We start from the raw sequence: 11,721 nt of genomic DNA, 5'->3' as shown, positions 1-11,721 counted from the left end.
AGTCTCCTTGTTCGCTCAGGGGTTTATTCACTGCGGCCTCAGCTGAACAGGCGCAGCGCGCGCGTCGAACCGGCCGGGATGTCGGCCGCTTCCATCTCGGTGTAGAACTCCTTGACCTGGCCGGCGATCTCGTCGAGCGTCGAATCGAGCAGCGGCTGCTCGAAGTCGTCGACGATCTGGGCATCCAGGCGCAGCATCAGGTCTTTCGCGCATTTCACCATCGCGCCGAAACCGTCCCGGCTCGGGGCCACGCAAGGCACGTCGAGCAGCAGGGTCAGGCGGTCGGTGGTATCGGCGCCCATGTTGACGTTGGTCGAGAGCGTGAACAGCACGCCGCCCGCACCGTCGGGCATGGCAAAGCGGCCGTCGGGGCGCACGTCGAAACCGGCGTTTTCCAGGGCGCCGATCAGGGTCGACATCGCCCACGGCGCGCCATTGGATTTCAGGTTGACGCCGAGCTGGGCGTCGTGGCCGGCGACGAACTTGTGCAGGGTGCGGGCATCGCTCATCACCTCGATCATGTCCGGCACTTCCGGCTCGGCGCCGATCTCGTCGGCCACCGCGCGCAGGCGCGTGACCAGTTCCGAGTATTCGAGTTCGTTCAGTGCCGTGGTGCGCGTGGCCATCTGCACGCCGGCCTGCAGCTTGGTATAGACGCCGCCATGGGTGATCGGTTCCCAGTCGCCGCTCACGGCCAGGCCGATGAAGTGGATCGGCTTGTTGCCGACCCGGCGCAGCTTGAGCAGCGACGGCAGGATCTTGTCGCCGCGCGCCGCGCCTTCCAGCGCCAGCGGAATCATGCAGTCGATCAGCGGGTCGACCAGGTTCTCGGCCAGTTCGGCCGGCGGCGTGTCCGGCGTGGTGCCGGGCAGCGGCGCGGCCGGCGCCAGCGAAGCCGGGGCGTCCGCGCCGCCGGAAGCCGTGCCGCTCGCAACGGCACCAGCGCCGGCGCCGAAGCTCGGCTCGATCAGGCCCGTGGGTGGCGTGGCGCCGATGTCAAGCACCGGCTCGCTGCGTTCGGCCGGGGTGCCGTCGGCGCGCATGAGGACGTCGTCGTGGTCGGAGGCGAAGGCGCGCTCGACGCTCTTTCTCGCCTTGTGCTCCTGCCACTTGTTGTAGGTGATGACGCCGACGACGAATACGCCGCCCGCCGCGATCAGGCTCATTTGAAGGTCTGTCATGCTGCTTGTGCCTCTTGTGCGAAGTGGGCGGCGGACTCCATGTCCACCGCCACGATGCGCGATACGCCCTGCTCCTGCATCGTCACACCGATCAGTTGATTGGCCATTTCCATCGCTATCTTATTGTGGCTGATGAAAAGGAATTGGGTATGTTCGGACATGCGCTTGACCATGCGGCAGAAGCGCTCGGTATTGGCGTCGTCCAGCGGCGCGTCGACCTCGTCCAGCAGGCAGAATGGCGCCGGGTTCAGGCGGAACATCGAAAACACGAGGGCCGTGGCCGTCAGCGCTTTCTCGCCGCCCGAGAGCAGGTGAATCGTCGCGTTCTTCTTGCCCGGTGGCTGGGCCATGACCTGGACGCCGGCGTCCAGGATCTCGTCGCCCGTCATCACCAGCTTGGCATTGCCGCCGCCGAAGAGGATCGGGAACAGTTCCGAGAAATGCGTGTTGACGCGCTCGAAGGTATCCTGCAGCAGGTCGCGCGTTTCCTTGTCGATGCGGCGTATCGCGTCTTCCAGCGTGGCGATGGCTTCGTTCAGGTCGGCGTTCTGCGAATCGAGGAAGCGCTTGCGTTCGGTGGCGGTGGCCAGCTCCTCGACCGCGGCCAGGTTGACCGCGCCCAGGGCGGCGATCGCATTCGTCAGGCGGGTGACCTCACCCTGCAGGTATTGCGGCTTCAGCTCCGGATCGAGTTTCTGCGATAGCTGCACCTCGTCGGCGCCGGTGGCTGCCAGGGCCTCGGCGAACTGTTCCTGGTTCAGGCGCGCGGCCTGTTCCTTCAGCTGCATTTCCGTGATGCGGTCGCGCTGCGGCTGCAGGCTGCGCTCGGAACCCATGCGCGACTCTTCCGCATGGCGCAGCTGCTGCGCCACCTGGTCGAGTTCATGGCGCGCATCCGACAGCGCCTTTTCCTGCGCCGTGCGCCGCTCCAGCAGTTCCTGCAGTCCCTCGTGGGCGGTGCCAGCTTCCAGCGCCGCCAGTTCCGCCTGGCCGCCGCTGAGCGCCTCGGCCACTTGCGCCGCCTGCTGCCGGGCGGTGGCGATGCTGCGCCGCAGTTCCTCGATGCGGGCGCGGCCCGTCTTCTCGGCGAACAGGGCTTCCTGGGCGCCGCGTTCGAGTTCGCGCAGCTTGTCGCGCGCTTCGGCCAGCGCGCTTTCCCGCTGCAGGAACAGGGTCTGGCCATCCTCGAAGCCACCCTGCAGTTCGGCCAGCTCCATGTCGAGCTGTTCGAACTGCTGCTCGGCCTCTTGCTGCACCATGCGCTGCTCTTCCTCCTGGGCCGCGATCTCGGAAAGGTCGACGTCGATCTGGCTGCTGCGCTGGTTGAAGCGCGATTCGACTTCGTTCTGGCGCACCACCTCGATCTGCAGTGCATGCGTTTCGCGCTGCAGCGTGGCGATGCGCGCGCGCGCATCCTGCAGGCGGCGCGTGAGTTCGGTGACCAGCGCGTCGGCGCGCGTGGCGCGGGTGCGCGCCTCGTCGAGCAGCAGCGACTGGGCGCGCAGCCCCTTGCCGATGTTGTCGATCTCATGCTGGCGCGCCAGCATGCCGTCCTGCTCGGCGTCGGCGGCATAAAAACGCACGCTGGACGCCGTGATCACATGGCCCTGGCGCGTGACGAAGGAGCCGCCCTGCGGCAGGCGCGCGCGTTCGGCAAAGGCTTCGGTCGCCGTCTCGGCGGCGAACACCAGGTGCAGCCAGTCGTTGAGGACGCCGCGCAGGCCGGGGTCGTTCAGTTTCAGGAGCGTGGCGAAGGACTTCAGGCCGACGACATCGGGCGCCGGCGGGGCCGAGGGCGCGGGCGCGTACAAGGCCAGGCGCGCGGGCGGCGCATCGCCGACAAAGGCCTTGGCCCAGTCGATGTTGGACAGTTCGAGTGCGCCGGCGCGTTCACGCAGCACGGCTTCCAGCGCCGTCTCCCAGCCCTCTTCGATGTTCACCTTCTGCCACAGGCGCGGCAGGCCATCGAGTTCGTGTTTCTTCAGCCAGGGCGCGACCTTGCCCTGGGTTTGCACGCGCTCCTGCAATTGCTTCAGGGCCGACAGGCGCGCTTCGAGCTGGGCGTTGGCGGCGGACTCGCGCTGCGACTGGGCATGTGCTTCGCGGCGTTCGGTCTCGGCCGCGTCCTGTCCCGCCGCCGCTTCTTCCTGCAGCAGGGTCTGTTCTTCCAGCGCCTGCTGCTTTTCCTCGAGCTGCAGGCGCAGGTTGGCAAGGTGGGCGCTGTCGGGCGGCGCCAGCGCTTTTTTCTCCGCTTGCAGGCGCTCGCGCCGGGTGGCCAGGCCATTCAGGATGTTGCCGGCGTTGCGGCCATGGGCGGCGGCCAGCTCGATGCGCTGGCGTACTTCGCCGATGCGGGCGCGCGCTTCGTCGCCGCGCCTTTGGGCTTCGCGCCAGGCGGCGTCGAGTTCGGGCAGGCGCTCGTTCTGCGCTTCGACCGCGATCTGGGCGCCCTCGGCGCGCGCGGCCAGCTCCTCGACCTGATACGTCGCTTCCTCGATCCCCTCTTCGTATTCCTGCGCCTGCGCCAGCCACCCATCGCGCTGGGCGGTGAGCGTGCCGAGCTGGTTCTGCAGGCGGGTGCGCGACTCGATCACGAACTTGATCTGCGCTTCCAGGCTGCCGATCTCGGAATTGGTCTGGTAGAGCGCGCCCTGCGCCGTGTGCAGGCGGTCGCCGACGGCGAAGTGGTGCTGGCGTAGATGCTCGAGTTCGAGTTCGACGTTGCGCAGCTTGGCCGTCTGCTCTTCCAGGCTGTTCTGGGCTTCTTCCATCTCGCGGAACCAGCGCGTCTGCTCGGCCTTGGCTTCGTTCTTGCGCAGCAGCCAGAGCAGCTTCTGCTTTTCTTCCTGGTCGGCCTGCAACTGGTGGAAGCGGGTCGCGACCGCGGCCTGCGCTTCGAGCTTTTCCAGGTTGGCGTTCAGTTCGCGCAGGATGTCTTCGACGCGCAGCAGGTTCTCGCGCGTGTCGGACAGGCGGTTCTCGGTTTCGCGCCGGCGTTCCTTGTACTTCGAGACGCCCGCGGCTTCTTCCAGAAAGACGCGTAGTTCTTCCGGGCGCGATTCGATGATGCGCGCGATCATGCCCTGGCCAATGATGGCGTAGGCGCGCGGGCCCAGGCCGGTGCCGAGGAAGATGTCCTGGATGTCGCGCCGGCGCACGGGCTGGCTGTTGATGTAGTAGGTGGAGGTGCCGTCGCGCGTGAGCGTGCGCTTCACCGCGATTTCGCCGTACTGGCCCCACTGGCCGGCCGCCTTGCCCAGGCTGTTGTCGAACACCAGTTCGACCGAGGCCCGGCCCGAGGCCTTGCGGTGGGTGGAGCCGTTGAAGATCACGTCCTGCATCGACTCGCCGCGCAGTTCCGACGCTTTCGATTCGCCCAGCACCCAGCGCACGGCGTCGATGATGTTCGACTTGCCGCAGCCATTCGGGCCGACCACGCCGACCAGTTGCCCAGGCACCTGGAAATTGGTGGGATCGACGAAAGACTTAAATCCCGACAATTTAATGGAGGATAGTCGCACGTTGCTTCGGCTACTCGGGAATCGATAAAGGAGGCATCATACCATCTGTTGCTTGCTTTTCGGCCAAGTTTGCGAGCAAACGGAAGCGTGCGGCGCGGGGAACGGAAGGATGTGCGCGGCGCGGCTCAGCCGGCCGCGGAGAGCGGCGCCGGATCCGCAGTCGGATCCGCAGTGGCATCATTCACCGCCTGCAGGGCTTCGGTCAGCACGCGGCCGACCACGCCTTCGGGCGCGACCACCCGGATGCTGCCCGTGCGCAGCGAGGCGGCCAGCTTTTCGACCGGCAGCGAGAACGACTCCTGGCGCTGGCCGCCCGAGAAGATGAAGAGCGTGCGCAGCGGGCTGACCCAGGCCAGCTTGACCTTGCGTACGCTGCCGTCGGGCTGGCTGAATTCGAGGCGCATGCCCCGCGCCAACGCATCGATGCCGGCTGCGGCTTCGTCCTGCGCCGGCGCTTCCTCCTGCGCAGCCGCGCTTTGCTCCAGTGCGATGCGGCGCAGCGCGTCCTGCCGGGCCGCTTCCACGGCCAGTTCGAGCTGGCGTTCGGGCGAGAGCTCGAGCGGCGCACGCACGATCGACAGGTGGCATTTCGCCAGCTCGGCGAAGAACTGCAGGCGCTCGGCGTCCTGCCACTTGACCGCGTCCAGCCATTTATTGAGCGCGGTGAGGAGACCGGGCAGCTTGGCGATGAGGGCCTTGCGCTGCTCCTGCGTCGCCTTCGGTTTCACCGTCCACACCAGTTCGTCCATGGTGCGGGTCGCGTTGTCGACCGCGCCGGGGCGCTCGTCCTCGATCAGCCAGGCGAAGGTGAGCACGTCGACCCAGCGCTGTTCGAGGAACTGCGAGACCACGGCGATCAGTTCGCCGTCGGCCGTGCGCAGGCTGACCGCCTGGCGCGCCGAGCGTGCCGCCACGGTCTGGCGTTCGATCCTGGTGGCGCGCGCGATCGGCGCGGCGATGGCTTCCTCGGCCGCGCGTTCCTCGACGGCCAGCTGGGCTTCCAGTTCGGCCACGGCTTCGGCGAAAGCGGCCGGCTGGGCGTCGGCCTCGCGCCCGATCCGCTCGACACCGCGGTGCATGGCCTGCACCAGCGGATCGTCGCCGCCTTTTCTGCCTTCCCAGCCCATGTGCGAGAGCAGGTCGATCATGCGCCGCGCCGGATGCGCTTCCTCGAAGAAGAAGTTCTGGTCGAGCAGCGCCGCCTTCAGCACCGGCACCTGCAGGAAGCGGATCAGTTCGCGCGTCTCCGCAGGGATGCTCTCGTCCAGCAGCACGGTTTCAAAGATGCGCGACAGCAGGTCGAGCGTGTGCTCCTCGCCGCGCGACAGGGCGCCCTGGGGCAGGCTCTGTTTCAGGCGCGGCAGGTAGACGACATTGTGGGGCGCCGTGGGCGATGACGCATTCGCGGCGCCGCTCGCGGGGAGCTGCAGGCTGGCCAGCAGATCGAGCAGGGAGGCGTGCTGGGCGCCAGGAGGGAGCGCCGCGCCGCCCGTTCCGACAGGCGCAACGGCGAAGCCCGCGGCGGGAACGGCGGCCGCACCCTGCCCCGCAGCGAAACCGGGATACGCGGCCGTGCCTTGCACGCCCTGCGCCACGCCGGCCGCAGCCGCGCCGGCCGCCGGCGCCGCGCCGAACCCGGCGGCGGAACTCGGCCGCCAGCCCTGCCCCTGCGGCATGTTCGGCAGATCCGGCACCAGGGCGACCTGCTCGCCGTCCGCGCCGCCCAGCAGATTGCGCAGTTGCTGGGCCAGCGCGGCGTCCATGCCGGCCTTGCGCGCATGCGCGGCGTCGCTGGTTTTACTGATGTGGAAGCGCTCGCGCGCCTGCTTGCTGCGCGCGCGCAGGCTGGCGTCGAGCGCCTCCAGCAGCGGCGCCAGGTCGAGGAAAAGTTCGGGGCGCAGCAGCGGCAGCAGCAGCGGATGGTCGTCCGCCTCGGGCGTAAAGGCGCGCCAGGCATCGTGCACGGCGCTCAGGAACACCTCGGGGCGGAACGGGTTCTGTCCGGGACGCAGCAGCTCGCGCCCGAGCAGCTGGCCGATGCGCACGCACAGGCTGGCCAGCAGTTCCGAATGGGCGATGTCGAAGGGCCGGCACAGCGCGCCGAACGCGACTTTATTGTCCATCACCTCCATCGGCACCAGCGACAGCGAGATGGCGTCGGCACGGGTTTTCGCGCCCGGCACCAGCTCGTCGACCGCCTCGCGCAACGCGCGTTCGACCGCTTCGCCCGCCAGGTGGACGAAGGCGTAGGTGTTCGCCTGCAGCAGCTTGCCGGCCTTGGCGCGGCGGTAGGCGGCCTGTGGGTCGAGACCGGCCGTGGTCATGTCGGCCAGCGCGGCCACCAGGCGGTTGGCCATGCCCGTCAGCTGCGCGTTGACGGCGCCGCAGGCGTCGCGTACGAGCTCGGCCAGTACCTCGCGCGGAAGCGCGGGCGCGGCGGCAGGTGCATGCGGGCTGGCGGAGGCGTGGGCCATGAATTTGTCAGTGTGTGGTTGCGTGGCGCAGCGCGCCGACACGGTATTGTTGCACATTATTTCCGAAAGGCAATACTTCGGCGCGAAAAACATACACTCCCGGGCCGATGCGGGGCTTCGCCACCCCTCTCTTCCATTCACGGCATGTCCGGGCCGTATCTTTAACGTTGCGGCTACGCAAACGGACTCCGGATTTGTTTCCATAACATAACAGAGGCCCTTTTCTCCCATCCCGCCCAAGGAAGCTTCCCATGAAACAGATTCGTCAACTCGACACCCGGTTCAAGATCGCGGGCGCCTTCACGCTGCTGTTCGTCCTCGGTGCCGGCGCCATGTCCTGGCTCCTGTCCCAGCTCGGCGAGGCGGCCGCGCCGGTGCGCGGCGGCGCCCTGCTCTGCCTGGGCACCGGCCTGCTGGTGACTGTCTTACTGGCTTCCTGGGCGATGCGCGAAGCCAGCCGGCCCCTGCGCGAGGCGCTGGCGCTCGTGCAGCGGATGGCCGAAGGCGACCTGCGGGTGCGCACCATGCCAGGCAGCGCCGATGCCGGTGCCAAGCCGGCCGGCGAAGCGGCGGCCCTGATGGCGGTCCTCGGCATCCTGGCCGCCAAGCTGGCCGGCATGATCGGCGAAATCCGCAGCGGCGCTGCAGGCATCGGCACCGGCACCACCGAAATCGCCAGCGGCAACATGGATCTGTCCAAACGCACCGAGCAACAGGCCGCCTCGCTGGAAGAAACCGCCTCCTCGATGGAAGAGCTGACGGCCACCGTGCGCCAGAACGCCGATTCCGCCAACACCGCCAGCAAGCTCGCCCTGTCCGCTTCCGAAGTGGCGGTCAAGGGCGGCGCCGTGGTCACCGACGTGGTCGGCACCATGGCCTCGATCAACGATTCCTCGAAGCGCATCGCCGAGATCATCGGCGTCATCGACGGCATCGCCTTCCAGACCAACATCCTGGCCCTGAACGCGGCCGTGGAAGCGGCGCGCGCCGGCGAACAGGGGCGCGGCTTCGCCGTGGTGGCCTCCGAGGTGCGCAGCCTGGCGCAGCGCTCGGCGGCGGCGGCCAAGGAAATCAAGGCCCTGATCGACGACTCGGTGGCCAAGGTCGACGCCGGCACCCTGCTGGTCGACAAGGCCGGGCGCACGATGGACGAGGTGGTCAGCAGCGTCAAGCGCGTGACCGACATCATCGGCGAGATCGCCGCCGCCAGCGCCGAGCAGACGGCCGGCATCGAACAGGTGAATGGCGCGATCACGGCGATGGACCAGGCGACCCAGCAGAACGCCGCCCTGGTCGAGCAGTCGGCCGCGGCAGCGGCGGCGGTGCGCGAGCAGGCCGGCGCCCTGGCGCGCGCGACGGGCGGCTTCGTGCTGGCCGGCGAGGGTGAGGCCAAGGGCGAGGCGCAGGCTGGCGCCGCGGCGACGGTGCGCAAGCTGCCGGTGGCGCCGAAGGCCGCGCCGCGCAAGGCCGCCGCCGAATCCGCACCGGCCGCGGCCAAGACCGTAACCCCGATCCGCCGCGCCGTCACCAAACCCGATATGGATTGGGAAGAGTTTTAAAAGACCGTTTGAATGGCGATTTTGAAGATCGCTAACGAAAAACATTGACACATTCGCAGCATGGATTATTTTCAATGTGTAGGAACCCATCCTACACAGGCTCAGGTGGTCATCCGATACCGGTTCAACAGTACGGCTCGCATGATTGCAACACCGAGATTACTGCTGACAGAAAATCAGTCATTCGGCGAGCAGGCATATTTCTACACATTGAAAGGAAATAATCATGGCCTCGAATCAGAAAAAAGGTACCCAGGGCGGCACGCCTGAGCAACACGCGGAAGCCGGTCGTCAAAGCCACAAGAACGACGCGAACAAACAGTCCGGTTCGAGCTCGGGTTCGCGTTCCGGTTCCAGCTCGAGCTCGCGCAGCGGCTCGGCCCAGGAACAGAACCTCGAACTGGGCCGCGAGGGCGGCAACAAGCAGTCCGGCTCCGGCTCGGGCTCGCGTTCCGGCTCCGGTTCGGGCACCCGCGGCGGCACCCCCGAGCAGCATGCCGCTGCCGGCCGCCAAAGCCATAAAAACGACCCGAAGAAGTAATCGTGTCGCATTCGTCGCCTGCGGGTGACGAATATTGAAGAGCCCGGCGCTAATGCGACCGGGCTCTATTATTATGCAGCGTCGATATTCTCTTGCCGCTACGCTTTATTTAAGCCGATAATCCGAAAACTTATTGCTGAGTTATCAAAAATGGCCGGTTCAAAACCGGGTCACCATTCATCGAGATAATGTGGCTTCATGCAAACAAGATTTGCACGGCGGCTTATTCAGCCTGATTTAATTTGCACGCAACGCACGCACAAAATGACGCGGCCGTACGAAATCAAATATTGCGCAGAAGCGCGCCTTTCGGCGGCGAGAAGTCGACGACGTCGTTGATCATGCCAGCCGTCTTGGCGTCGCGCGAATTGAGGTGCAGGTCGGAGTACTGGTGGATCGCCCACTGCTCGGGCGTCAGCTCGACATGCTTGCGCAGGATCGATTCGGTGCGCGCGTCGTCGGCGCGCAGGCCCTCGACGATGATGTTGAGCGCATCGGGCCGCGAACCCGGCGAGGCCGTCGCGTGCGACTTGTGCACCATGAAGCGCGCCGTCTCGCTGGCGTAGCGGCGCGTGCCCGACAGGTACATGATGACGGCGATCGAGGCCACCGCCCCGCCGTTGTACATCACGAATTCGATCGGCGACTTCGACAGGAAGTTGTACAGGCACAGGCCGTCGCTGACATAGCCGCCGTTCGACTGCACCAGCACGTGGGCGGTCTCGATGCCGTCTTCCGTCATGTGGCCCACCGCTTCGAATACCCGGTGCACCATGTCGCTGTTGACGTCGCCCGACAGGGTGAACCACGCTTCCTTGCTCTGTTTTGCTTGATCTTCGCTCATGGTCTGTCTTTGTCCGCAAAGTGTGAACACCAGTTTAGCAAATCGAGGAAAAAGCCTGCGCGCATGCATGCCAACGGTGCGCGGCCACCCGCCCGGGCTGGACGGTACCGGATGGGCGTCTCCGCCAGCCTTCCAACATTGACACGGATTCAAGGCTGGCATATTCTCCACAGTCTTGACCGGGAGAGCGCCGCTACGCGTGGCCGCCGAAGGGGCATCACCCAAAAACTCTCAGGCAAAAGGACCGGTCAGGGGTCGGCGCGCACGGCGTGCAGGATCAACTCTGGAGAGCGGCCCCGGTAATCGCCCGGGCCCACCGAAGGGGCAGGCGGCCACACAGGGCTGCTATCTCTCAGGTACCAAGGACAGAGGGGCGCGCAGCGCACGCAGGCATTCGCCGGCGTGGCGGCTCCCTTATTCACTGCCCTTTCTGCCCTGAGGATTCCATGACGCTCAAAGCGACCCCGCTCAATTCCGCACACCGCGCACTCGGCGCCAAGATGGTCGATTTCGGCGGCTGGGACATGCCCGTCAACTACGGCTCGCAGATCGAAGAGCACCACGCGGTTCGTACCGATGCGGGCATGTTCGACGTCTCGCACATGTGCGTGGTCGACCTCGAAGGCGCGAACGTGCGCGCATTCCTGCGCGGCCTGCTGGCCAATAACGTCGACAAGCTGCAGGTACCGGGCAAGGCCCTGTACTCGTGCATGCTCAATCCCGAGGGCGGCGTCATCGACGACCTGATCGTCTACTTCTTCCGCGAAGACTGGTTCCGCCTGGTGGTCAACGCCGGCACCGCCGAGAAGGACATCGCCTGGATGCGCCAGCAGAACGAGGCCACCAACAGCGGCCTCACGATCACCGGCCGCCGCGACGGCGCCGATGCGATCGCCCTCGTCGCCGTGCAGGGCCCGAACGCCCGCGCCAAAGTCTGGGAAGTGCTGCCGGCGGCGCAGGCCGCCACCCAGGACATGAAACCCTTCAACGTCGCGATCGTCGCCGACACCGCCTTTGGCGAAGCCATGGTCGCGCGCACCGGCTACACCGGCGAAGACGGCTTCGAGATCGGCGTGCCGGCAACGCAGGTCGAGGCGCTGTGGAATGCGCTGATTGCGGCCGGCGTCAAGCCCGCCGGCCTGGGCGCACGCGACACGCTGCGCCTGGAAGCGGGCATGAACCTCTACGGCCAGGACATGGACGAGTCGGTCAATCCGCTCGATGCCGGCCTGGCCTGGACGATCGACCTGGTGTCGGAACGCGACTTCGTCGGCAAGGCCGCCCTGCAGAGCAAGGGCCAGAACGCCAACTTCATGGGCCTGATCCTGCGCGAAAAAGGCGGCATCCTGCGCGCCCACCAGAAGGTCGTCGCCGCCTCCGGCGCGTTCGGCGAAATCACCAGCGGCACCTTCAGCCCGTCGATGCAGCAGGCGATCGCCCTGGCGCGCGTGCCGATGGACGTCGCCATCGGCGACACCGTGCACGTCGAGATCCGCGACAAGAAGCTGGCCGCGACTGTCGTCAAGCTGCCTTTCGTCCGCAACGGCAAAGTCCTCGCCGTCTAATATAATTCCGCCCTATATCAACCTGGAGCCTTGTAC

General features: G+C 66.7%; 7 protein-coding genes and 2 riboswitches. Of the genes, 3 read left to right on the top strand and 4 right to left on the bottom strand.

The genetic code is table 11. From position 1 onward, the window contains the following. Positions 1-38: 38 nt before the first annotated feature. From ASF77_RS03715 to ASF77_RS03705, 3 genes are all read right to left on the bottom strand, one after another. On the bottom strand, positions 39-1,181 hold the full coding sequence (locus ASF77_RS03715) for a cell division protein ZipA C-terminal FtsZ-binding domain-containing protein (protein ID WP_056334536.1): 1,143 nt from the start codon (positions 1,179-1,181) through the stop codon (positions 39-41). After that, positions 1,178-4,702, bottom strand: a complete 3,525-nt coding sequence (smc, locus tag ASF77_RS03710) for a chromosome segregation protein SMC (RefSeq protein WP_082493532.1) — start codon at positions 4,700-4,702, stop codon at positions 1,178-1,180. The genes ASF77_RS03715 and smc overlap by 4 nt, the downstream gene beginning before the upstream one ends. Positions 4,703-4,827: 125 nt before the next feature. Then, entirely contained in the window at positions 4,828-7,176 is a 2,349-nt protein-coding gene (locus ASF77_RS03705; RefSeq protein WP_056336344.1) for a DUF1631 family protein, read from the bottom strand. 251 nt (positions 7,177-7,427) lie between these two features. On the opposite strand from ASF77_RS03705, the gene ASF77_RS03700 reads away from it, so the two are divergent. Then, on the top strand, positions 7,428-8,735 hold the full coding sequence (locus ASF77_RS03700) for a methyl-accepting chemotaxis protein (RefSeq protein WP_056334532.1): 1,308 nt from the start codon (positions 7,428-7,430) through the stop codon (positions 8,733-8,735). Positions 8,736-8,961: 226 nt separating this feature from the next. Beyond that, entirely contained in the window at positions 8,962-9,276 is a 315-nt protein-coding gene (locus tag ASF77_RS03695; RefSeq protein ID WP_056334530.1) for a hypothetical protein, read from the top strand. A 283-nt stretch (positions 9,277-9,559) separates the two neighbouring features. On the opposite strand, the gene ASF77_RS03690 is transcribed toward ASF77_RS03695, so the two are convergent. After that, positions 9,560-10,120, bottom strand: a complete 561-nt coding sequence (locus ASF77_RS03690) for an ATP-dependent Clp protease proteolytic subunit (RefSeq protein WP_056334527.1) — start codon at positions 10,118-10,120, stop codon at positions 9,560-9,562. 170 nt (positions 10,121-10,290) lie between these two features. Continuing rightward, a riboswitch (glycine riboswitch) is annotated at positions 10,291-10,377 on the top strand. Positions 10,378-10,393: 16 nt separating this feature from the next. Continuing rightward, a riboswitch (glycine riboswitch) is annotated at positions 10,394-10,499 on the top strand. Positions 10,500-10,566: 67 nt separating this feature from the next. Here ASF77_RS03690 and gcvT point away from each other — a divergent pair. Next, positions 10,567-11,685, top strand: a complete 1,119-nt coding sequence (gene gcvT / locus ASF77_RS03685) for a glycine cleavage system aminomethyltransferase GcvT (protein ID WP_056334523.1) — start codon at positions 10,567-10,569, stop codon at positions 11,683-11,685. The last annotated feature ends 36 nt before the right edge of the window (positions 11,686-11,721 follow it).

Source organism: Massilia sp. Leaf139, from assembly GCF_001424165.1.
Taxonomy (GTDB): domain Bacteria; phylum Pseudomonadota; class Gammaproteobacteria; order Burkholderiales; family Burkholderiaceae_D; genus Telluria.
This window is presented reverse-complemented; position numbering and strand designations above follow the sequence as displayed.